Origin of the sequence: Dichotomicrobium thermohalophilum (genome assembly GCF_003550175.1) — a bacterium.
GTDB classification, from domain to species: domain Bacteria; phylum Pseudomonadota; class Alphaproteobacteria; order Rhizobiales; family Rhodomicrobiaceae; genus Dichotomicrobium; species Dichotomicrobium thermohalophilum.
Genome location: NZ_QXDF01000002.1, coordinates 261,775 through 284,052 on the forward strand (window position 1 = coordinate 261,775; position 22,278 = coordinate 284,052).

The 22,278-nt window shown below is 65.1% G+C and carries 21 protein-coding genes; 9 read left to right on the top strand and 12 right to left on the bottom strand.

The window, feature by feature from the left end; all coding sequences use genetic code 11:
• Window positions 1-76 precede the first annotated feature (76 nt).
• The 3 genes from BXY53_RS11240 to BXY53_RS11250 all read left to right on the top strand — a co-directional run bounded on the left by BXY53_RS11240 (window position 77) and on the right by BXY53_RS11250 (window position 5,461).
• A complete protein-coding gene (locus BXY53_RS11240; protein ID WP_119062191.1) occupies window positions 77-1,795 on the top strand; it encodes an NADH-ubiquinone oxidoreductase-F iron-sulfur binding region domain-containing protein in 1,719 nt (572 codons plus the stop codon).
• Window positions 1,788-4,559, top strand: a complete 2,772-nt coding sequence (gene fdhF / locus BXY53_RS11245) for a formate dehydrogenase subunit alpha (protein ID WP_119062081.1) — start codon at window positions 1,788-1,790, stop codon at window positions 4,557-4,559. The genes BXY53_RS11240 and fdhF overlap by 8 nt, the downstream gene beginning before the upstream one ends.
• An 89-nt stretch (window positions 4,560-4,648) precedes the next feature.
• On the top strand, window positions 4,649-5,461 hold the full coding sequence (locus BXY53_RS11250) for a HesA/MoeB/ThiF family protein (RefSeq protein ID WP_119062082.1): 813 nt from the start codon (window positions 4,649-4,651) through the stop codon (window positions 5,459-5,461).
• Here the strand turns inward: BXY53_RS11250 and BXY53_RS11255 are convergent, their stop codons facing one another.
• The 4 genes from BXY53_RS11255 to fabA form a co-directional block, all read right to left on the bottom strand.
• Window positions 5,462-5,974: a GNAT family N-acetyltransferase gene (locus BXY53_RS11255; protein ID WP_119062083.1), complete on the bottom strand. Its 513-nt coding sequence runs from the start codon at window positions 5,972-5,974 to the stop codon at window positions 5,462-5,464. It abuts the gene before it with no gap.
• The gene (gene fabI, locus BXY53_RS11260; protein ID WP_119062084.1) at window positions 5,937-6,827 is read right to left on the bottom strand and encodes an enoyl-ACP reductase FabI; all 891 of its coding nucleotides are present in this window, start codon (window positions 6,825-6,827) and stop codon (window positions 5,937-5,939) included. Before fabI ends, BXY53_RS11255 begins: the two co-directional genes overlap by 38 nt.
• 220 nt (window positions 6,828-7,047) lie before the next feature.
• Window positions 7,048-8,265 (bottom strand): beta-ketoacyl-ACP synthase I, encoded by a 1,218-nt coding sequence (gene fabB / locus BXY53_RS11265; RefSeq protein ID WP_119062085.1) that lies wholly within the window; start codon window positions 8,263-8,265, stop codon window positions 7,048-7,050.
• Window positions 8,266-8,348: 83 nt separating this feature from the next.
• Complete coding sequence (gene fabA / locus BXY53_RS11270) at window positions 8,349-8,900, bottom strand: 3-hydroxyacyl-[acyl-carrier-protein] dehydratase FabA (protein ID WP_245410450.1); 552 nt, start codon at window positions 8,898-8,900, stop codon at window positions 8,349-8,351.
• Window positions 8,901-9,112: 212 nt separating this feature from the next.
• Between fabA and irrA the strand changes: the two genes are divergently transcribed.
• Window positions 9,113-9,535, top strand: coding sequence for an iron response transcriptional regulator IrrA (gene irrA, locus BXY53_RS11275; RefSeq protein ID WP_119062086.1), 423 nt, complete (start codon window positions 9,113-9,115; stop codon window positions 9,533-9,535).
• Between the two features lie 9 nt (window positions 9,536-9,544).
• Here irrA and BXY53_RS11280 read toward each other — a convergent pair whose 3' ends face one another.
• Window positions 9,545-10,291 (bottom strand): SDR family oxidoreductase, encoded by a 747-nt coding sequence (locus tag BXY53_RS11280; protein ID WP_119062087.1) that lies wholly within the window; start codon window positions 10,289-10,291, stop codon window positions 9,545-9,547.
• A gap of 21 nt (window positions 10,292-10,312) precedes the next feature.
• Complete coding sequence (locus BXY53_RS11285) at window positions 10,313-10,864, bottom strand: SH3 domain-containing protein (protein ID WP_119062088.1); 552 nt, start codon at window positions 10,862-10,864, stop codon at window positions 10,313-10,315.
• A gap of 248 nt (window positions 10,865-11,112) precedes the next feature.
• On the opposite strand from BXY53_RS11285, the gene BXY53_RS11290 reads away from it, so the two are divergent.
• The 4 genes from BXY53_RS11290 (at window position 11,113) to BXY53_RS11305 (ending at window position 14,724) form a co-directional block, all read left to right on the top strand.
• Complete coding sequence (locus BXY53_RS11290) at window positions 11,113-12,102, top strand: 2-hydroxyacid dehydrogenase (protein WP_119062089.1); 990 nt, start codon at window positions 11,113-11,115, stop codon at window positions 12,100-12,102.
• Between the two features lie 203 nt (window positions 12,103-12,305).
• Window positions 12,306-12,758: a hypothetical protein gene (locus tag BXY53_RS11295; RefSeq protein ID WP_119062090.1), complete on the top strand. Its 453-nt coding sequence runs from the start codon at window positions 12,306-12,308 to the stop codon at window positions 12,756-12,758.
• 143 nt (window positions 12,759-12,901) lie between these two features.
• Window positions 12,902-14,050 (top strand): site-specific DNA-methyltransferase, encoded by a 1,149-nt coding sequence (locus tag BXY53_RS11300; RefSeq protein ID WP_119062091.1) that lies wholly within the window; start codon window positions 12,902-12,904, stop codon window positions 14,048-14,050.
• Window positions 14,047-14,724, top strand: a complete 678-nt coding sequence (locus BXY53_RS11305) for a dimethylsulfonioproprionate lyase family protein (protein ID WP_119062092.1) — start codon at window positions 14,047-14,049, stop codon at window positions 14,722-14,724. The genes BXY53_RS11300 and BXY53_RS11305 overlap by 4 nt, the downstream gene beginning before the upstream one ends.
• A gap of 137 nt (window positions 14,725-14,861) precedes the next feature.
• Here the strand turns inward: BXY53_RS11305 and BXY53_RS11310 are convergent, their stop codons facing one another.
• The 5 genes from BXY53_RS11310 to BXY53_RS11330 all read right to left on the bottom strand — a co-directional run bounded on the left by BXY53_RS11310 (window position 14,862) and on the right by BXY53_RS11330 (window position 19,698).
• A complete protein-coding gene (locus tag BXY53_RS11310) occupies window positions 14,862-16,640 on the bottom strand; it encodes a class I SAM-dependent methyltransferase (RefSeq protein WP_119062093.1) in 1,779 nt (592 codons plus the stop codon).
• 16 nt (window positions 16,641-16,656) lie between these two features.
• Window positions 16,657-17,262, bottom strand: coding sequence for a 3-isopropylmalate dehydratase small subunit (gene leuD / locus BXY53_RS11315; protein ID WP_119062094.1), 606 nt, complete (start codon window positions 17,260-17,262; stop codon window positions 16,657-16,659).
• A gap of 71 nt (window positions 17,263-17,333) precedes the next feature.
• The gene (locus BXY53_RS11320; RefSeq protein ID WP_119062095.1) at window positions 17,334-17,867 is read right to left on the bottom strand and encodes a hypothetical protein; all 534 of its coding nucleotides are present in this window, start codon (window positions 17,865-17,867) and stop codon (window positions 17,334-17,336) included.
• 225 nt (window positions 17,868-18,092) lie between these two features.
• Window positions 18,093-18,470: a metallopeptidase family protein gene (locus BXY53_RS11325; RefSeq protein ID WP_119062096.1), complete on the bottom strand. Its 378-nt coding sequence runs from the start codon at window positions 18,468-18,470 to the stop codon at window positions 18,093-18,095.
• A gap of 52 nt (window positions 18,471-18,522) precedes the next feature.
• Window positions 18,523-19,698, bottom strand: coding sequence for a phosphoserine transaminase (locus tag BXY53_RS11330; RefSeq protein WP_119062097.1), 1,176 nt, complete (start codon window positions 19,696-19,698; stop codon window positions 18,523-18,525).
• Between the two features lie 171 nt (window positions 19,699-19,869).
• On the opposite strand from BXY53_RS11330, the gene BXY53_RS11335 reads away from it, so the two are divergent.
• Window positions 19,870-21,168 carry an alkaline phosphatase gene (locus tag BXY53_RS11335; RefSeq protein WP_119062098.1) on the top strand — a complete coding sequence of 433 codons (1,299 nt, stop codon included), beginning with the start codon at window positions 19,870-19,872 and terminating at the stop codon, window positions 21,166-21,168.
• Here BXY53_RS11335 and BXY53_RS11340 read toward each other — a convergent pair.
• Window positions 21,165-22,136 (bottom strand): alpha/beta fold hydrolase, encoded by a 972-nt coding sequence (locus tag BXY53_RS11340; RefSeq protein WP_170144427.1) that lies wholly within the window; start codon window positions 22,134-22,136, stop codon window positions 21,165-21,167. The genes BXY53_RS11335 and BXY53_RS11340 overlap by 4 nt on opposite strands.
• Between the last annotated feature and the right edge of the window lie 142 nt (window positions 22,137-22,278).

Here is a 22,278-nt window from a genome sequence, read left to right on the forward strand (position 1 = left end):
GTCTGCATAGCCTCGTCGCCAAGAATGCGGCGAATGGCGGGCTGTCTGCCAGGCCCGAGCAGGAGGCTTGAGCGACGTGACGGTTATCGATCTGAAACGCGCGGGTTTTCCGAAGGGCCGGCCGGTCGAGGATGGCGCGGTCGCGGAGGTGTCCACGGCGCTCGAAGGACGGCCCATCGAGCAGCGCGACCTGCTGATCGAGCATCTCCACGTGCTGCAGGATCGCTTCGACTGCCTGCATGAGCGGCACCTGCGCGCGCTTGCCCACCTGATGCGGCTGTCGCAGGCTGAAGTCTGGGAAGTCGCTTCGTTCTACCACCACTTCGATCTCGTCAAGGAGGGCCAGGCTGCGCCGCCCCCCGTTACCATTCGCGTCTGCGACACGCTTTCCTGCGCGATGGCCGGCGCGGAGAATTTGATCGAGACGCTGGAGCAGGGCTGCGATCCTGGCCGCGTTCGCGTGCTGCGTGCGCCGTGCATGGGCCGTTGCGCTCAGGCGCCGGCTGCGCGCTGCGGCAATGTCGAGGTCGGCAACGCAACGGCCGAGGGGCTGCTGGCCCTCGCCTCCGGCGACGTGTCAGTGCCCGCGATCCCGCACTACAAGGACTTCGACGCCTACCGCGCCGAGGGCGGTTATCGGCTGCTGGAAGAATGCCGCTCGGGACAGCGAAATGTCGATGACATCATTGCTGAACTGTCGGACGCCGGCCTTGCGGGCCTGGGCGGCGCGGGCTTTCCGGCCGGACGCAAATGGAGCATCGTGCGCGGCTTTCTAGGCCCACGGCTGATGACCATCAACGGCGACGAGGGCGAGCCGGGCACCTTCAAGGATCGCTATCATCTGGAGCGCGACCCGCACCGGATGTTCGAGGGCGCGCTGATCGCCGCCTGGGCCGTGGGCGCGGAGCGCATCTACCTCTACATGCGCGACGAATATCCGGCCGTGCTGGAAATCCTGCGCCGCGAGATCGCCGCGCTGGACGCCGCGGGGCTGACAGCGGACTGCCCCATCGAGCTGCGCCGCGGCGCGGGCGCTTACATCTGCGGCGAAGAATCCGCGATGCTCGAAAGCATTGAGGGCAAGCGCGGCCTGCCGCGTCACCGCCCGCCCTACATCGCCGAAGTCGGGCTGTTCGGCCGTCCGACGCTCAACCACAATGTTGAGACGCTCTGGTGGCTGCGCGACATCATCGAGCGCGGCGCGCAGTGGTTTGAAGAGCAGGGCAAGCACGGCCACAAGGGGTTGCGCTCTTATTCGGTCTCGGGCCGGGTGCGCGAGCCGGGCGTGAAGCTGGCGCCGGCGGGCATCACCCTGCGCGAGCTGGTCGACGACTACTGCGGCGGCATGGCCGACGGGCATATGCTGAAAGCCTATCTGCCGGGCGGCGCATCGGGCGGCATCTTCCCAGCGTCGCTGGCCGAACTGCCGCTCGATTTCGGCGGCGCGCTTAACGAGCACGGCGGCTTCATCGGCTCACACGCGGTAATCGTTCTGTCGCAGCAGGACAACGTGAAGGACGCGGTGCTCAACCTGATGCATTTCTTTGCGGATGAAAGCTGCGGGCAATGCACGCCCTGCCGGGCGGGCACCGAGAAGATGGTCAAGCTGTTGCAGCAGGCGCCGCTCGACGAGGACGCCATCGCGGATCTGGAAGAGGTGATGCGCGACGCCTCGATCTGCGGGCTGGGGCAAGCCGCGCCCAACCCGGTCAACCACCTGCTCAAATGGTTCCGCGAGGATCTGATGGAGCCTCAGGCCCACCGCTTCATCGCCGAGAGGGTCATGCATGACTGAGGAGATTCGCTTCACGCTCGATGGCCGCGAGGTCACGGCCGAGGCCGGCGAAACGATCTGGCAGGCCGCCAAGCGCGCCGGCGTGGAAATCCCGCATCTGTGCTGGCTCGACGCGCCGGGCTACCGCGCCGACGGCAACTGCCGCGCCTGCATGGTCGAGGTGGAGGGCGAGCGCACGCTGGCCGCGTCGTGCATCCGCAAGCCCAAGGACGGCATGAACGTCAAGACGGCCAGCGAGCGCGCCGCGAAGGCGCGCAAGATGGTGTTCGAGCTTCTCGCCGCCGACCAGCCGCCGCAGGTTCGCCATCCCGACCCGGATTCGAAATTCTGGAAATGGGCGCACGAGCTCGGCGTCGAAGGCAGCCGCCTGCCCGCGCGCGAGAGGTTCACGCCAGATCCGTCCCATGCCGCGATCGCGGTGAATCTCGATGCCTGCATCCAGTGCAATCTATGCGTGCGCGCCTGCCGCGAGGTCCAGGTCAACGACGTGATCGGCATGGCGCTACGCGGACACGAGGCCAAGCCGGTGTTCGATTTCGACGACCCCATGGGCAACTCGACCTGCGTGGCTTGCGGCGAATGCGTGCAGGCCTGCCCCACGGGCGCGCTCTACGAGAAATCGCTGATGGACGAACAGGCGCAAACACGCACGGTCTGGCCGGACAAGACGGTCGACTCGGTCTGCCCGTATTGCGGCGTCGGCTGCCAGACCAAGGTCAGCGTCAAGGATAACAAGATCGTGCAGGTCGATGGCCGCGAAGGTCCGGCGAACGAGAACCGCCTGTGCGTCAAGGGACGTTTCGGCTTCGACTATATCCGCCACCCGGAGCGCCTGACCACGCCGCTGGTCCGCCGCGAGGATTCACCCAAGCGCGGTGACATCCAGGTCGACCCCCGCAATCCATGGGAGGTGTTCCGAGAGGCGACCTGGGAAGAGGCGCTGGGGCGCGCGGCTGGCGGCCTGCGCGACATCCGCGACACGCATGGCGGCGGCGCGCTGGCGGGCTTCGGCTCGGCGAAAGGCTCCAATGAGGAAGCCTATCTGTTCCAGAAGCTCGTCCGGCAGGGCTTCGGCACGAACAATGTCGATCACTGCACGCGGCTTTGCCATGCATCCTCCGTAGCGGCGCTGATCGAGGGTATCGGCTCGGGTGGCGTGACCGCGCCGTTCACCGCCGTGGAGGATGCCGACTGCTTCATCGTCATCGGCGCGCGGCCAGAGCAGAACCACCCCGTCGCGGCGACTTACCTCAAGCAGGCGGCCAAGCGCGGCGCGAAGGTCATCGTCATCGACCCGCGCGGGCAGGAGTTGATGCGCCACGCCAGCCATCCGGTGCGCTTCAAGCCGGGCACGGATGTGGCGCTGCTCAATGCGATGCTGCACGTCATCATCGAAGAAAAGCTCTATGACGAGCAGTATGTCCAGGCCCATGCCAGCGGCTTCGAGGCGCTGAAGGAGAAAGTCGCTGAGTTTTCCCCGGAGGCCATGGCGCCGGTCTGCGGTGTCGAGGCTGACTATATCCGCGAGATCGCGCGCACTTACGCGAACGCGGAGCGGGCCATCATATTCTGGGGCATGGGAATCTCCCAGCACGTCCATGGCACCGACAACTCCCGCTGCCTGATCGCGCTTGCGCTGACAACCGGCCATGTCGGGCGGCCCGGCACGGGGCTGCACCCGCTGCGCGGGCAAAACAACGTGCAGGGCGCGTCGGATGCCGGGCTGATCCCCATGGTGTTCCCGGATTACCAGTCCGTCGAAGACCCGGATGTCCGCCGCCGGTACGAGGATGCATGGGGCCAGCCGCTCGACCCGAACCGCGGTCTCACGGTCGTGGAGATCATGGACGCCATCCATGAGGGCGAAATCCGCGGCATGTACATCCTGGGCGAGAACCCCGCGATGTCCGACCCGGACCAGACGCACGCCCGCGCCGCGCTCGCGAAGTTGGATCATCTGGTGGTGCAGGACATCTTTCTGACCGAGACCGCCTGGCACGCGGACGTGGTGTTGCCGGCCTCCGCGCATGCCGAGAAGCTGGGCACCTACACCAACACCAACCGGCAGGTGCAGCTCGGCCGCCCGGCCGTCTCGCCGCCGGGCGAGGCGCGGCAGGACTGGGAGTTGATCTGCGAGATCGCCCGGCGCATCGGGCTGGACTGGCGGTATTCCGGCGTGCCAGAGGTCTACGAGGAGATGCGCGCGCTGATGCCCTCGCTCGCCAACATCCCGTGGTCGCGCATCGAGCGGGAAGGCTCCGTCACTTATCCGGCAGATGACGAGGATGAGCCGGGCCGCGAAATCCTGTTCGGTGAAGGCTTCCCGACGAAGGACGGACGTGGGCGCATCGTTCCCGCAGATCTGCTGCCGCCGGACGAGTTGCCTGATGCCGACTACCCGATGGTTCTGACCACTGGCCGGCTGCTGGAGCACTGGCACACCGGGGCGATGACCCGCCGCGCGGGCACGCTGAACGATCTGGAGCCGGAGCCGGTAGCGTGTATGCATCCGCGCGATATTGAGCGTCTGGGGGCGACGGCAGGTGAGTCGATCCGCGTGGAGACCCGTCGCGGCGCGATCGACCTGACGCTGCGCGCGGACCGGGACGTTTCGGCAGGGATGGTTTTCATTCCGTTCTGCTACGGCGAGGCGCCGGCCAATGTTCTGACCAACCCGCAACTTGATCCGTTTGGCAAGATCCCGGAGTTCAAGTTCTGCGCGGCGCGCGTCTCAAGGGTACCGCAGGCGCAGGCAGCCGAGTGACCGGCCATCTTGCCTTTCGCCGGTGAGCGCGCAACACTATGTTCCGACACTGAAATGGCGCTGAGGCGCCGCGAAGATCGGGGCATGGTTTGAGCTTTACGCCTGAAGAAATCGAACGCTACAAGCGGCATCTGGTGCTGCACCAGGTTGGCGGCGCGGGGCAGCAGAAGCTGAAGGCCGCCAGCGTGCTGGTGATCGGGGCGGGTGGTCTCGGCTCGGCGGTGCTGCCCTATCTGGCGGCGGCGGGCGTCGGCCGGCTCGGCGTCGTCGACAACGACCGCGTTTCCCTGAGCAATCTGCAACGCCAGGTGATCCATGACAGCGATCACGTTGGCGCGCTCAAAACGACGAGCGCGGCCCAGCGCATCCGCGCGCTCAACCCGCATGTGACCGTCGATGAAATCCCCGAACGGCTGACAGCCGACAACGCCCTGGAGATCATCGGCAACTACGATATCGTTGCCGACGGCTCGGACAACTTCGCCACGCGCTATCTCGTCAACGACGCGTGCTATTTCGCGCGTGTGCCGCTGGTCTTCGCCGCGCTGGGACAGTTCGATGGCTATCTCTCGACGTTCCGCGCCTACGAAACCGACGCGGACGGCAACCCGCGGCCCAGCTATCGCTGCCTGTTCCCGGAGCCGCCAGCGCCCGGAACCGTGCGCTCCTGCGAGGAGGCGGGGATTCTTGGCGCGCTCGCGGGTGTGCTCGGTACGCTCCAGGCGATGGAGGTGCTGAAGGAATTGATCGGCATCGGCGAATCGATGGCGGGCAAGCTCTTGATCGTCGATGCGCTCGGCACGCGGTTCGAGACGATGCGCATTCCGTGGGATCCGGCAAACCCCCTCAATGGTGATAACCCGACGATCCGCGACCTGAGCGTTCACGCGCAGGCGGCGTGATCAGTCCAGCGTCTTGAGCAGCAGCAGGCAGGGGTTGCCCGGCCAGATATCCTGAATTTCCTCGATCGGTTGAAAGCCCATCGCCCGGTAGAAGCGGCGCGAGGCGTCATAGGCCGGGTCGGGGTGAGACGGCCCAAGCGTCTTGACCGTTAGAAAACGCAGCCGCCGCGCCCGCGCCCAGGCTTCCGCTGCTCCGACAAGCGCGCGCCCGAGTCCCGTGCCATGCCAGCGCGGCCGTGCCGCGAGCAGGTAGATCTCCGCCGTCGTATCGAAATGCTGGTTCAGGCTGACAAAGCCGGCGACCTCACCGCCTGCGCAACAGCCGATCATGTCAAGATCAGCGGCCGTTTTGGCGTAGAGCCGGTTGGCTTCCGGGCGAGCGAACCATTCCGGCAGTTCGGCGATGATGCTGGCGCAAATGGCGCTCTTCTCAGCCGTGATGAGCTGCGGCTGCCATGGCGCCACAGCGGCCGTCTCACTCGGCAGCGCGGGTCGGCTTGCTTCGCTCACCATTGGAATTGCCGTTCTCTGGCGCGGTGCCTTCGCCGGTTTCCTGAATGCGTTCCGGCTCCGGCATGGAGATGATGTTGTAGCCGGAATCGACGAAGTGCACTTCGCCTGTCACCGCGGTCGAGAGGTCGGACAGCAGGTACAGCGCGGCGCCGCCGACCTCGTCCAGCGTCGGGGTGCGGCCCAGCGGCGAATGCATCTTCTGATAGTTGAACAACACCCGCGCATCGGAGATGCCGGCACCGGCCAGCGTGCGCATCGGCCCGGCGGACAGCGCGTTCACCCGCACGTTCTGGACGCCCATGTCGGCGGCAAGATACCGCACGGAGGCTTCCAGGGCGGCCTTGGCGACGCCCATCACGTTATACCGTGGGACGACGCGGGTCGATCCGGCATAGGTGAGAGTAAGCATCGAGCCGCCATTCGGCATCAGGTCGGAGGCGCGCTTGGCGACCTCGGTGAAGGAAAAGCAGGAGATCACCATCGAGTTGATGAAATTCTCCCGGCTGGTGTCGGCGTAGCGGCCCTTCAGCTCGCTCCGGTCGGAAAAGGCAAGGGCATGGACCACGAAGTCCATCGTGCCCCATTCCTCTTTCAGCCTCTCAAAAACCTGGTCGACCGAGGAGATGTCCATGACGTCGCAGGGCAGGATGATCTTGGCGCCCAGCGATTCGGCCAGCGGCACGGCGCGGCGGCCGAACGCTTCGCCCTGATAGGTGAAGGCCAGCTCAGCACCCTGGCCCGCGAGCACGCGCGCGATGCCGTAAGCGATCGACCGTTCGTTGGCAACGCCCATGATCAGGCCCCGCTTTCCCGCCATCAGCGGCCCGGGTTTGGTTATGTCAGTCCCCGTCATTGTCTCACCTGCGCGTGGCTGGCTCCGGAGCGCAACCCGTTCGATTTGAAGCGGATTACGGTTTCACGCTCTTGTTGTTGTCGCATCCGCCGGCAAGGGTGTTTCAGCCCCGAACCGGAGCACGCTTTGTCGGCGCCGTGGTCTCCGCCGTCCACTTGCGGACACCATGGCGTGCGGCTGTCTTAGAACCGAATTCAATAAATAAAAAGCCCGCAAGCCATCAACTTTGGTGTCGTTTGAAAACAAGGCACGCGTTCGTGCCGCCAAAGCCGAAACTGTTGGACATCACGCAATTCAGCTCGACGTCATCCTGCCGCTCGCGCACGATCGGCATGTCGGTCGTCTCCGGGTCCTGCTCCTCGATATGCGCTGAGGGGCAGATGAAGCCGTTGTTCATCATCAGCAGCGAATAGATCGCCTCGTGCACGCCGGCTGCGCCGAGGCTGTGCCCGGTCAGCGATTTGGTCGCCGACAGCGGCGGGCACTTGTCGCCGAAGACCTCGCGCAGCGCATCCAGTTCGCGCAGATCGCCGATGGGCGTGGAGGTGGCGTGCGGGTTGATGTAGTCGATTTCGCAGTCGAGCCCATCCATCGCCAGGCGCATGCAGCGCACCGCCCCTTCACCGGAGGGTTGAACCATATCGAACCCGTCGGAATTGGCACCGTACCCGACGAGTTCGCCGTAGATCTTGGCACCCCGCGCCTTGGCCCGTTCCAGCTCTTCGAGGACGACGACGCCCGCGCCGCCGGCAATTACGAAGCCGTCGCGGTTGACGTCATAGGCGCGACTGGCGGTCTCCGGTGTTTCGTTGAAACGGGAGGAGAGGGCGTTCATGCCGTCGAACAGCACGGTCAGCGTCCAGTGCAGCTCCTCGCTGCCCCCGGCGAACATCACGTCCTGCTTGCCCCACTGGATCATTTCGGCCGCGTTGCCGATGCAATGGGCCGAAGTCGAGCAGGCCGACGAGATCGAATAATTGATGCCGCGGATCTGGAAAGGCGTTGCCAGGGTGGCTGAGGCGGTGCTGGACATCGCCTTGGGGACCTCGAACGGCCCGACCTTTTTCGGTCCCTTGTCGCGGGCTGTGTCGGCCGCGCGCACGATCGCCTCGGTTGATGGTCCACCAGAGCCCATTACCAGGCCCGTGCGCTCATGCGAGATCTCGCTCTCCTCCAGTCCGGAGTCAGCGATCGCCTGCTGCATGGCGATATAGTTCCACGCGGACCCCGCGCCCATGAAGCGCCGCGTCTTGCGGTCGAGCGCCTCCTGCCAGTCGAGGGTCGGCGCTCCGTGGACCTGAGAGCGGAACCCCAGCTCGGCATACTCCTCGGCGCGCACGATGCCCGAGCGGCCTTCGCGCAGGGACTGCAGGACCTCCTCCGGATTGCTTCCGATCGAGGAGACGATCCCCATCCCCGTGACGACAACGCGTCTCATGATTGCCGGAACCCTTTGTGTGTCGTGTCGACCGTTTCTCGTTGCAGTGCTCGGATGTGGCGTGCAGCGTGTGGGCGGCGGGATCAGCCCTTTGCCGGCTCGGGTTCGAACAGGCCGACGCGCAAATCGCGGGCGCTGTAGATCGGTTCGCCATCGGCCTTGAGAACACCGTCAGCGATGCCGAGCGTCAGTTTGCGCATCATCGTGCGCTTGAGGTTGACGATATACTCTACCTTTTGCACGGACGGAACGACCATGCCGGAAAACTTCACCTCGCCCACGCTCAACGCGCGGCCCTTGCCCTGACCGCCGACCCAGCCAAGGAAGAAGCCCAGCAGCTGCCACATTGCGTCAAGTCCGAGGCAGCCCGGCATGACCGGATCGCCCTTGAAGTGGCAGTCGAAGAACCATAGCCCCGGCTTGACATCCAGCTCGGCGACGACCTCACCCTTGCCATGCTCGCCGCCGGTTTCGGAAATCCGTGTGATGCGGTCAAACATGAGCATCGGCGGCAGGGGCAACTGTGGATTCCCGGGACCGAACAGTTCGCCGCGGGCGCAGGCCAGCAGGTCCTCAAAGCTGTAACTGTCCCTGCGGGTGACCGTATCCGGCTGATCTTGCTTGTTTTTCAGCAACCGTTGTCCTCTTTCGTCCGGTATCCTTCTAACATTGCCGCTCAGATGGCGTTTCAATCGGTTCTATCACACCCGAACAGCGAAAAAAAACCCGCATGCGCGCATCGCCGCAGGCGCAAGGCCATACTTGCTATGGCCCAGGCTGATGATTATACTGTATGCTAACGATTTGTGCGGTTTGACAAGAGTGAAACGCTGTCTGCTGAGGACAAATGAGCGCCCCGGCCAAAATTTGCGACGTACATCAGAAACTCTCTGCTGCCGGCCTTCGGCCGACCCGTCAGCGTATTGCGCTTGGCGGGCTTCTGTTCGGCTCGGGTGATCGGCATGTGACCGCCGAGGAGCTTCACGCGGAGGCCGAGCGCGCAGGCGTGCGGGTCTCTCTTGCGACGGTTTACAACACCCTTCATCAATTCACCGGGGCCGGCCTGCTGCGCGAGGTGGCCATTGAGGGGTCTAAGACCTATTTCGACACGAACACCTCGGACCATTACCACTTCTATATCGAGAACAACGGTGAGCTGATCGACATCGACGAGCAGATCAGCATCGGCCAGTTGCCGGAGGTCCCTGCAGGCAAGCGCGTGTCCCGTGTCGACGTGCTGATTCGCCTCGTGGACAGCAAGGACGAGTAGGGGGCAGGGCTAACGCCCACCCGCCACGTCCAACAGTGAGCCGGTGCAGTAGCTCGCGTCTTCAGACATAAGCCACATGATGGAGAGCGCCACTTCTTCTGCGGTGCCGCCCCGGCCTATGGGAACAGTCGCGCCCAGCCGGTCCACGCGCCCGGGCTCTCCGCCTGCTGCGTGGATGTCAGTGTAGATCAAGCCGGGTCGCACCGCGTTGACACGCACGCCTTCTGCGGCGACCTCCTTTGAGAGCCCAAGCGTCAGCGTGTCGAGCGCCCCCTTCGATGCGGCGTAATCGATATACTCCCACGGGGAGCCAATCCGGGAGGCGGCCGACGACACATTGACGATGGTTCCGCCTTGCCCGCCGTGGGCGGTGGACATCCGCCGCACCGCCTCGCGCGCACAGAGGAACGCGCCGGTGATATTCGTGGCGAACACGCGGGCGAACCGGTCGGCCGACATCTGATCCAGACGTGTCTGCTGCTCCAGAATTCCGGCATTGTTGACCAGCCCGTCCAGCCGCCCGTATTCGCGGTCAACCGTTTCGAACACGCGCAGCACATCCTCTTCCCGCGACACATCGCCCTGCGCGATGAAAGCGCGTCCGCCGTTCGCGGAAATCTCCTCGACGATACGGCGTGCAGCGAACTCGTCCGAGCGGTAATTCACGCACACGGTCCAGCCGCGCTGGACGGCGATGCGGGCGGTGGCGGCGCCAATCCCCTTGCTGGCGCCGGTGATGAGCATGACCTTGTCCATTCGCTTAGCCCTTCCTCGCGCTTAGTCGATGGTCTCGCGCGGATAAACGCCCCAAAGGCTATCCTGCTTGATCCAGCCGCGAATGTCGCGCGTGACAACCTCGCACCAGGTCCCGTCGCAGGACATGATGTTGACCAGCACGCGCGGCCCGACCCGAGAGATGACCGGGCTGGACTTGTCATCTTCGGCCCGCAGCGGGAAGGTCCGGCTCTCCTTCGCCTTGATCCACGGCGCGACCAGGGCCGTGCGCCGCCCGCTGAGAAGCGAGCCGAGCACCCAGCCCTCCGCGCCCTCACTGTCGCGGATCTGGCGCCACGCATCGAACTCCGCGATGATCTCCACCGGAAGTCCCGCGCGCAGGAACACCCAGGCGATCTCGTGGTCATAGCCCGGTCCGCGGCGCACATTGACCTTGTTCGCCTTCAAGCTGACAAAGCGCGGCAGCGGCAGGCCGCTTTCGCCCGTCTCGCGCTGGATCTGCGCGCCCGTCGGCGGGACCGCCAAAACCGCGGTCGCTACGGCGCAAAGGATGACGAACCGTGCCACGCCGATATTCTTCCGCCGCCGCCCCATCACAGATCGTCCCTCAAGCCATTTCCTTTTCGTGCCCCGGCACCCTTCGGTGCTTCGGGCATCCGGCCTGGTCCAGCCTGGTTGCCCGCGACAAGATCGCCCGGCTGGTGCCGCTCTGGCGTCACCGCGTCTTTCCGGCACATAATAGTTGCGATAAACAAGCCGTCATGCTCCTTTCGCGGCACCGACTTGCGCGGTCCCGCGTCGAACATCGAAACGCCCAACGCCGCAGAGCCTGAGAGTTCCACATGAATGCCTCCAAACCGCTGGTCATCGTCACGCGCAAGCTGCCCCAGATGGTCGAAGTCCGCATGCGCGAGTTGTTCGATGCTCGCCTGAACGCGGATGACCGCCCGATGACGAAAGCCGAACTCATCGAGGCGGTCGAAACGGCGGATGTGCTGGTGCCCACGGTCACCGACAAGATCGACCGGGAGGTGCTGAGCAGAGCCGGGCCGAATCTCAAACTCATCGCCAATTTCGGAACTGGCGTGGACAATATCGACATCGAGACGGCGCGCAACCGCGGTATCACCATTACCAACACCCCCGGCGTGCTGACCGAGGACACCGCCGACATGACCATGGCGCTGATCCTGGCCGTGCCGCGCCGGCTGCTGGAAGGCGCGACGCTTCTGAAGAACCAGCAGGACTGGCCGGGCTGGTCGCCCACCTGGATGCTGGGCCATCGCATCTACGGCAAGCGACTCGGCATCATCGGCATGGGCCGGATCGGCACCGCCGTGGCGCGGCGGGCAAAGGCGTTCGGACTGTCGATCCACTATCACAACCGCCGTCCGGTGCCCGAGCCGATCGAGCAGGAGCTGGAGGCGACCTATTGGGAAAGCCTCGACCAGATGCTTGCGCACATGGACATCATCTCGGTCAACTGCCCCCACACCCCCGCGACCTACCACCTGCTCTCCGCGCGGCGGCTGAAGCTGATCAAACCGGACGCGTACATCGTCAACACGTCGCGCGGCGAGGTCATCGACGAAAACGCACTAGCCCGGCTGATCGACAACGGCGAGATCGCTGGGGCAGGGCTGGATGTGTTCGAGCACGAACCGGCGATCAACCCGCGCCTGCTGAACAACCGCCGCGTCGTCGCCCTGCCGCATATGGGTTCGGCAACCATCGAAGGTCGTATCGACATGGGCGAGAAGGTCATCATCAACATCAAGACGTTCATGGACGGGCACGCGCCGCCGGACCGGGTGTTTCCGGCGATGTTATGAAGCGTGGTCTGATCAGCGGAAAGACGTCATGCCCGTGCTTGACACGGGCATCCATTGCCGCGAGTTGCCGAGATCTGTTGCCTGGGTTGCCGGGTCGAGCCCGGCAACGACGCAGGCGGGGCAAGCTTGATTAGCTCAATACTTGTTCCGTTCAGCACGTTTCGACGCAATATCGAGGCATTTTAAATTGTGATGGGGGGCAAATGGATTTTTCCGAGCATTTCCAGACGCTGGTCATGGTTAGTAACAAGGTTGACGGCCTGTGGCAGATGTATATCGGCGTGCATCTGGGCATCTTCTGGCTGCTGTTCTTCATGCGCCGGCCGCTGCTGGCCATCGAGCGCTTTATCGCGCTGATTGCCTACACCTTCTTCTCCGCGATCAACGGCAAGGCGATGATCGACACCTATGCGCTGCTCGACAACTTGCGGACCGATCTGCTGGCCAACTTCCCCGAGGCGATCGCGCGTGTGCCGGACACCGCCGCGCTGATGCAGAGCGTCAATTACGGCGACCGGATGCCGCTGATCCTGATCAGCCACGGGCTGGCCTGGGCGTTTGTGGTGCTGACGCTGGCGTTCCGCAACCAGATGATCAAGGCGTATCAGCGCCAGTTTCCGGGGCATGCAGAACCGGCCCGCGCGGCGGCGGAGTAGGCTTTTTTAACCCATCGTTAACCCACGCGCGCATGATTTTGTGATTAAAATGAGGGCAGCGAAGCGCCGCAGCGGCGGCGTTTCGGTGTCCGTGCTGCTGGTCAGCTCGTAACGTCTGTACCCCGTTCAAGTCGAGTGCGTTCATGCGTGTGTGTGGTTCGTCTCCCTCGCCCGGCCCGGCGGACGGCCGGGACAGCCTCGAAAGCGTCCTCGATCAGATCATCCTCGATGACTGCCTGCGCGCGCTGGCGCGCCTGCCCGAGGCCAGCGTCGATCTGATCTTCGCCGACCCGCCCTACAACCTGCAGCTTGATGGCGAACTGCTGCGCCCGAACAACACGCGCGTGGACGGCGTCCATCAGGACTGGGACCGCTTCGACGACCTCGCCGCCTATGACCGCTTCACGCGTGACTGGCTTCGCGCCTGCCGCCGGGTGCTGAAGCCGGACGGCGCGATCTGGGTGATCGGCTCGTATCACAACATCTTCCGTGTCGGCGCGGCGTTGCAGGACGAAGGCTTCTGGCTGCTGAACGACGTGATCTGGCGCAAGACCAACCCGATGCCGAACTTCCGCGGGCGGCGCTTCACCAACGCCCACGAGACGCTGATCTGGGCCGCGCATGGGCCGCGCAGCCGCTACACCTTCAACTACGACTCGCTCAAGGCCTTCAACGACGATCTGCAAATGCGGTCGGACTGGCTGCTGCCGATCTGCTCCGGCCCCGAGCGGTTGAAGGACGACACCGGGCGCAAGGCGCACCCGACGCAGAAGCCTGAAGGCTTGCTCTATCGCGTGCTGCTGGGGACATCGCGGCCGGGCGATGTGGTGCTCGACCCGTTCGCCGGCACTGGCACGACGGGCGCGGCGGCGCGGCGGCTCGGCCGGCATTTCATCGGGATCGAGCGGGATTCGGACTACGTGAAGGCGGCGCGCGAGCGGATCGCGGCGGTCGAACCGCTGTCTCAGCAAGACCTGGACACGCTCAAGCCGAAGCGCGCGGCAAAGCGCATTCCCTTCGGCGCGCTGGTCGAGAGCGGTCTGGTGCAACCGGGCACCGCGCTTTATGACCCGCGTGCGACGGTCAAGGCGCAGGTCCGCGCAGACGGCACGCTCGCCTGCGCCGGCGCGCAAGGCTCGATCCACAAGATCGGCGCGCATGTGCAGGGCCGCTCGGCCTGCAACGGCTGGACCTTCTGGCATTTCCGCGACGGCGGCGAGCTGCGCCCGATCGATGTGCTGCGCGAGCGCCTGCGCACGCAGCTGGAAAATGGCGCGGAGCATGCGCCGTGACGGACGAGCGGCTCAATTCGCGGCCCGACTGGGCTTTCCTGCTGCGCGATGTCTACGAGCACTACCGCACCAGCTCGGCCGGCGGCAGTCCCCGCATCCGCACGCATCAGCGCCATGTGCGCGAGCGGATCGGGCGCGCGCTGAACGGTAACCCCCAGTTCCACGTCGATGTGCCGGAGACGCTTCCGGTCTGCCGCTTCCTGGCGCGGGCGCTCAGCCGCGGCTATCAGACGCCGGCGCAGCCCATCATCCGTTCGGTCGAGGCGATCGTGCCGCTCCTGTCATGGCGCTACGGTTATGACCGGATGCCGCGCAGCCTCGCGGACAAATATGCCTATGCCGAAATCATGGGGCCGAACGGGCCCGTGGTCTGGGAGGACCTGATCGTCGGGCTGGTGTTGTTCGCGCCACGGACGGTTTATCCGACGCACCGGCACACGGGCATCACCGAATCCTACGTCTGCTTGAGCGGGGCGGTGTCGCAGAACGACGCTGGCGTCTATGCGCCCGGGTCGCTGATCTTCAACCCGCCCGGGCACATGCACCGCATTACCACCGCCGACCGCGAACCCTGCCTCCTGGCCTATTGCTGGGTCGGGACGCCTGAGGATCTGCGCCATCAGGAAATGGCGTTTTCCCGCGCCCGACGGCCGGAGGGAGGCGTTCGGAATTGAACGTCGTGGTCATTGCGAGGCCCGGAGGACCGAAGCAATCTAGCGTTGGAGCCGGAAGCTGGATTGCGTCGTCGCTGCGCGCCGGCCTTCGGCTCCGCTTCGCTCGCAATGACTCACCTTGGAGCGGCTTGCGCGGGTCAGTCGGCCGGGGCGCACCAGAAGGTGTACATGCCGTCAAAGGTGCGCGGGTTCTCCCGCTCGAACGCCGCCCAATCTTCCAGCCGGCCAGGCCACGGGCTATCCGGGAAAGTCTGCAGGAACGTCCGCACGACAAGCCCGGGCAGCGCGAAGCCCGCGAACTGCAGCTTCTGCTCATCGAGGAAGCTGGCGATCTCATCAAGACTGAAGCTGACTTCCTGCGGGTGCAGGACAAGATCGCGGAACTCGTTGAGCGTGTAGAAGTCCTGGGAATCGAACAGCGTCTCGTCCGTGCGGTCCTCGATCAGCGCCGCGCGGAAGGCCCGCGCCTCGGCATCCGTGCAGCCCGGGCCCGGGTAGGCGGGATGCTCGCGCACCGGCCCCAGATTGGCCCGCGACACCTTGCTGTAGAGCCCGACCAGCATGAGCCCGCCGGGCGCGAGGCGGTCGAGCAGCGCGCGCCACCCCGCGAAAGGGTCGGCCATATGGTGCAGAACGCCGACCGCTTCGATGATGTGATACGGACCGCTGTCCGCTGGTAGCGACAGAATATCAGCCTGTGCGAAGGTGACATTATCAACGCCCAGGCGCTGTGCCATCCACTGGCCATAGGCCAGGCTGGGCCGGCTGAGGTCGATGGCAGTGACGCGTGCCGCCGGTCCGTAACTCGTGGCCGAGGCGATGGCCTGCTGTCCCGTGCCGGCACCTGCGATCAGCGCCTCGAACGGCTCGTCCAGGAAGCCGAGCCGCGCGTCCGGGAAGAAACGCGAGAGCGTGCGCCTCGCCCGGCCGCGGGCTGGCATATGCAGGCTCGTCCAGCGCGGATACGGGCTTGTCTGGTATTGCGCGGCGACCTTTTTCGAGACGGGGTCGTCGATTGCGCCGAGCATGGGGATCTTCTCGGCGATCTGCGCGCGCTGGGTCTCGGCCTCCAGCAGAGGCTTGAGCATCTCGCCGAGCGCCTTCGGCCGCATTTTCTGGCAGTCGGCGGGCGAGAGATGCGGCGCGGCAACCTCGCGGACGGGCGCGTACAGCAAGTGCAGTAACAGGAGGCGCCCGGCGTCGGCGTCGCCGTCCTTCACAGCCGGCCAGTCGATCTCCAGCGACGCGAGTTGCTCATCTTCCTCGGGCGTAGTCCGAAAAACGTGATCGTTGAGCTGGCACTGCTGCGCAAGTGCAACCGCGAAGGCGAAGAGATCGCGGTCGGTGAAACGCTCAGCCGGCACGTCCAGCAGCAGCGCGCGGCGCAGGCCGGTCAGCAGCCACTCGACATCGATGGATTTGTTGACACCGCTGGCGAGCGCGCGGTGCAGCAGCGGTTCGGCCAGCACATCCGCTGTGCGCTTGACCACCAGCGCGCTGGGGTCTGTCTGCGCCACGAGCCCGCGGGCATCCCGCAGATAGGCAATGGCGACTTCCGACAGCCGCTGACGGTCAACGTTGGGCGCGGCGAGCGCCGCCTTCAGGCCGGCCGGATCAAGGTCGCTGTATTCATCCAGTCCGAAGATGCGCACGATACGCGACAGGCTGCGCGTAGCCGTGTCGTCATCGGGCTTGAGCTTGACCGCGCGCGTCAGGTTGGCGATCGCCGCGTCGATTTCGCCGATGCGCTCCTGCGTCCGGGCGAGCTTCACGAGCGGCGCGGCGTTGCGCGGCTCGGTGCGGTGGGCTTTCTCGAAGAATTGCCGCGCGCGCAGAAGGCGCCCCGCCTCGAGCTCGCGGGTGCCGAGCGCCATCCAGTTGGAGCGCCGCGCCGGACGCTTGCCTAGCCGCGCCATGAGCGATCCGCTCGACCTACAGCCACGGGCGGGCGGCTTGCGCGCGTTCCTCGTAGCCGGCGATCTTGTCGGCCCGTTCCATCGTCAGGCCGATATCGTCCAGCCCTTCGAGGAGGCACTTCTTGCGGAACGGGTCGATGTCGAAGGCGATCGTGCCGCCGTCCGGGCCGGTTATGGTCTGGTTTTCGAGGTCGACAGTCAGCGTTGCATTCGCCCCGCGCGAAGCGTCGTCGAGCAGCTTGTCGATGTCCTCTTGCGGCAGGCGGATCGGCAGGATGCCGTTCTTGAAGCAGTTGTTGTAGAAGATGTCGGCAAAGCTCGGCGCGATGATGCAGCGGATGCCGAAGTCCAGAAGCGCCCAGGGGGCGTGCTCCCGGCTGGAGCCGCAGCCGAAATTATCGCCGGCGATCAGGATCTTGGCATTGCGGTAAGCCGGCTTGTTCAGCACGAAATCCGGGTTCTCGTTGCCGTTCTCGTCAAAGCGCATCTCGTGGAACAGGTGCTTGCCCAGCCCGGTGCGCTTGATGGTCTTAAGGAACTGCTTGGGGATGATCATGTCGGTGTCGACGTTGATCATCGGCAACGGCGCCGGCACGCCGGTCAACGTGGTGAACTTTTCCATGGCTCGTTTGTCTCGGTTGTTTTTGCGTTTCAGCACACCTAGCGCAGATTGCGCGCCCGGCCAAGGGGCGATCACAGGGCGGTATTCGCTACCGGCGAATCCGAGAAGCAGGCGCGGATGTATTCGCAGCGCTTCGGCCCGGCCGGATGCCGCGGGCTGGCCTTTGCCTGCCCGATGAAGCCGCAGATGGTGTCCACGCCCTGCGCATCAAGCCAGCCCTCGCGGCGGCCCTTGCGCACGGCATAGCAGTCCGCCGCAAGCTCGCCACGCCCGACATACTGATGTGCGCATTCATGTGCATAGACATATCGCTTTAGCGTCATCGGCAGCTTGGAGAAGCGTTTCTCGTTCAGGATCAGGAACCCGTAATAGGCAGCTGCGTAGTCATCCAGCGTATCGGCCACGACCGTAGGGCGATGGCCGCAAGAGAACCTCGCGCCGTCGATCTCAAGGGCGCCAGCGGGAACGATTTCGCCCTTGCCTTCGATAAACGCCAGATACTGCTCCGGCGTCGGGTCAGCATAAAGGTGGCGCAAGGCGGCGGTCGCGGCCAGCCCGGCAGCCGTCACCCCGCCAATCAGCGCGATCGCCAGCAATGTGCGCATGCTTCCTATTTTCCCAGCCGAGTCGTTTCAGAAGGTTCCCAATCGACCAGTGCTACGTCATGCCCGTGCTTGCCTGCCCCCCTGCTCGACCCGGGGGACACTGGCATCAATCATCCAGGTTTTTGGATTTGTTGCCTGGGTTGCCGTGTTACTCGGGTCAGGCCCGAGCACAAGCAAGCCCGGAACGACGAAGGTTGTACCGATCCGATCTGATCGCATACCGCTTTAGTCCGCGTCCTGTTCGATGGCTTCCATGTCGGCGTCAGAAAAGCCGAAATGATGGCCGATTTCGTGAATGTAGACGTGGCGGATCACGGCGTCTATCGGCTCGCCGGTCTCGTGGGCATAATTCAGGATCGGCAGGCGATACAGAAAGATCATGTCTGGGCCGTCACCGCTCTGCAGCACGCTTTTGAAGGGCAGGCCGATGCCGTGATAAAGCCCGAGCAGGCCCATAGGATGGTGAATACCGAGCGCGTCCATAGTCTCGCGGTCCGCGTAGTCCTGCACCTGCGTCACGAGGTTGCCGGTGGCCGCGCGGAACTCCTCCGGCAGGGCCTCCCAGGTCTGCTGCGCGATCTCCATGAATTCGGCTTCGGTCATGCCGCCTCCTCTCGTGAGTGAGGTAAGGCGCGGATGCGCGCGGCGCAACGCCTCAGGCGGCTTCCTTATGGCGCTGCTTGACCGTTGCGAAGGCCCAGTCGAGCCACGGGGTCAGGGCTTCCAGATCGGCTTTCTCGACCGTCGCGCCCGTCCAGATGCGCAGGCCGGCCGGCGCGTCACGGTGGGAGGAGATGTCGTACGCCACGCCTTCCTCGGCCAGCAGCGCGGCAATGTCGCGCGCAACGGCATCGCGGCTGGCGGCCTCCATGTCGGCGACCTCTGGATCGACAATCTTCAGGCAGACCGAGGTGTTGGAGCGGACGCTCGGCGCTTCGGCCAGAAAATCGACCCACTCGGCGCGCGACACCCAGTCCTTGATAACGCCCAGATTCGTGTTCGCGCGATCGATCAGCGCGGGCAGCCCGCCAATACGCTCCGCCCAGGCCAGCCCGTCCAGATGGTCCTCGACGCAGAGCATCGAAGGGGTGTTGATCGTGGCGCCCTCGAAAATGCCATCAATCAGCGCACCGGCCTTGGTCAGCCGGAACAGCTTGGGCACCGGCCAGGGTGGTGTGTAGCTTTCCAGCCGCTCCACAGCGCGCGGGCTGAGCGCAATCATGCCGTGCTGTGCCTCGCCGCCGAGCACCTTCTGCCAGGACCAGGTCGTGACATCGAGCTTTGACCAGTCCAGTTCCTGCGCGAAGACGGCTGAGGTCGCGTCGCAGATCGTCAGCCCTTCGCGGTTGTCGGTGATCCAGTCGGCACTGGGAATGCGAACGCCGGACGTGGTACCGTTCCAGGTGAAGACCACATCGCGGTCGAAGCTCACCTGTGTCACGTCGGGAAGCTGGCCGTAATCCGCTTCGTAGACGTTCACGTCCTCCAGCTTGAGTTGGTCGACGGCGTCTTTCGCCCAGGTCTTGCCGAAGCTTTCCCAGGCGAGAATGTCCGTGCCGCGCGCGCCAAGCAGCGACCACATGGCCGCTTCGAACGCGCCGGTGTTGGAGCCCGGCATGACGCCGACGCGATAGTCGGCGGGGATGCGCAGGATCTCTCGCGATTTCTCGATGACCGCCTTGAGCCGCGCCTTGCCGTCACTTGCGCGGTGCGACCGGCCCACCAGCGCGCCGCTCAGCACTTCGGGTGACCAGCCGGGCCGCTTCGCACAGGGGCCGGAAGAGAAATGCGGATTGGCCGGGCGAATGTCCGGGCGCGCAGGCGTCGTCATGACCGTTAACCCTTTGCTAACACTGCAGTTGACACGGAGAGGTTGCAGCAAGGCTTACGGCCCGCTGTGCTGGCGAGTCAACCGTGTGCGCCGCCGCGCCGCGACATTAAACTGTCATGCGATCTTCGCTACACTCGCGCCCTCACCGCGAAGGCAGTCAAGGGGAAAGCCATGAAAGGTCTGGTGCTCGCATTGCTGATCGCCGTGATCGCGCCGCTCGACATCGTTCACGCGCAACGGCATGGCAACGTCATTTTCTTCCACCCTGATGGCGCGGGTCTGAATCACTGGACCGCGCTGCGCATGAGGGAGGTCGGACCGGACGGCCGGCTGAACTATGACGCGTTGCCGGCGATGGCGATCTACACCGGGCACATGAAGGACGCCCTGACCGGCACCTCCCATGGCGGCGCCACCACGCATGCCTACGGGGTCAAGGTGCCGGGTGACAGCTTCGGTATGCACGGCGACCGACCGATCACTGCGGCCTCGGGCGCGGACCAGTCGTTGATGGAGCAGGCGCGCGACGCGGGGCGAGCGGTCGGCGTCGTCCAGACCGGCCATATCGCGGAGCCGGGCACGGCCGTGTTCCTGGCCTCGTCGGAGGATCGCGGGAACCGTCAGGATATCGCCGCGCAGGTGATTGCCTCCGGGGCGCAGGTCATCATGGCCGGTGGTGAGAAGTATCTGCTGCCCGAAGGCGTCGAGGGCGCGCATGGCGAGGGCCAGCGCACCGATGGCCGCAACCTGATCCAGGAGGCGGAAACGGCAGGCTACACCGTCGTCTATAACGCCGCGGAGCTCGCCGCGCTTGATCTGTCGGAAGTCGAGAAGCTACTGGGCGTGTTCGCTTCCGGCCACACCTTCAACGACCAGGCCGAGCAGGAAAATGCGCGGGAGGGCAAGGGGGCGTATGTGGCCGGCGCCCCGACGGTCGCGCAGATGGCCGAGGCCGCGCTCGCAGTTCTCTCGCGATCCGATGACGGTTTCTTCCTCGTCGTGGAGGAGGAAGGCAGCGACAATCTCGCCAACGCCAACAACGCGCGCGGGACGCTGGAGGCGCTTCGCCGTGCTGATGAGGCCGTAGGCGTGCTGCACGACTTCGTGCGGGAAAACCCGGACACGCTCCTTTTGATGACCTCGGACAGCGACGCCGGCGGCATGCAGGTGCTGGGTCCCGATCCGCGCTACGCCGTGGCGCCAGGCGACGTGGTGCCGGGATCCGGGCCGAACGGCGCGCCGCTCGATGGGAAGGCGGGCACGGGCACGCCGCCCTTCATGTCGGCCCCCGACCGCCGCGGCAAGCGCTGGCCCTTCGCCATCGCCTGGGCGAGCTATTTCGATGTCTCTGGTGGCATTCTCGTGCGCGGGGCGGGCCTGAACGCGCACATGGTCCGCGGCGTGGTGGACAACACCGAGATCTACGACATCATGCATGCCACGCTGTTCGGCCAGAAGCCGGCACGCTAGTTCGTCTGGACTCCGAGCTGGGCGTCATAGGCGCCGCGCAGGTGCGCCTTGATGACCTCCAGCGTTTCGGCGGGCTTCTCCTCCTGCGGCGCGTGTCCGCAGCCGCGCACGATCCGCATGGCAGCGTTCGGCATGTTCGCGGCGAGCCGCCGCCCCATTTCGATGGGCACGACCCGGTCACGGTCGCACCAGACGATCAGCGTTGGCGCAGTGACGTTGGGATATTGCCGCGCGATGGTTTCGATATCCTCCGGCACGATATGCCGGATTGTCTCGACGACGGCATGTTTGCCGCCCGCCGTGGCCAGCGGAGCGGAATACCTTGCGATCGCCTCCTCCGTAATCGCGTGTTCCTGCTCGTAGGCGAGTCGCAAGGCCTGCTCGATCTGCACATCTGCCGGGATAACGGACATGCTCAGATCTCCGATGACCGGCACCTGAAGCAGATCAAAGAACAGCGGGGTGTCCTGCGGATAGGCGATGCTGTCGAGCAGCACCAGTCGGCTGATGCGCTGGCGGGGTGCCTTCGCGTCGTCGAGTGCGAGCAGCAGCGATACGCCGCCGCCATAGGAATGGCCTACAAGCGTGGCATCGCGCAGTCCCTTACGGTCGATGACCTCCTGCACCAGATCAGCCTGGGCGCGGACGGTGTAGGGCCCTTCCAGCGGCTTTTCCGATGCGCCGAAGCCTTTGAGGTCGATCGTGACGACGCGGTATTGCTCGGCCAGGGCGGGGGCGACCTCGTGCCAGGTGTAGCTGTTTGTCCCGAGTCCATGGATCAGGACCACCGGTCGCCCCTCGCCCACGTCGTTCACTGCGAGGCGCACGGGCGGATCGCCGACTTCCATGAAAGTTTGGGTGGGCGCCGCCGCTTCCGTGGCGGTGGACAAATCCGCAAGGCCGGAGCCGCAGCCCGACAGCCCACCGACAAGCGCCATCGTTGCCATCACGCCTGCTACCCGGCGCATCCTCACCCATCCTATCAAACGCATACGCGCTACCGTGCCCGTTCTTGCTGGCCCTGAGAAAGCCGCGCCAAACCAAAGGCTGCGGTCCCCGCGCGTCAAGCCATTTTCACGCGCGGAAGTTCTAAACTCTTTATCATGCTCC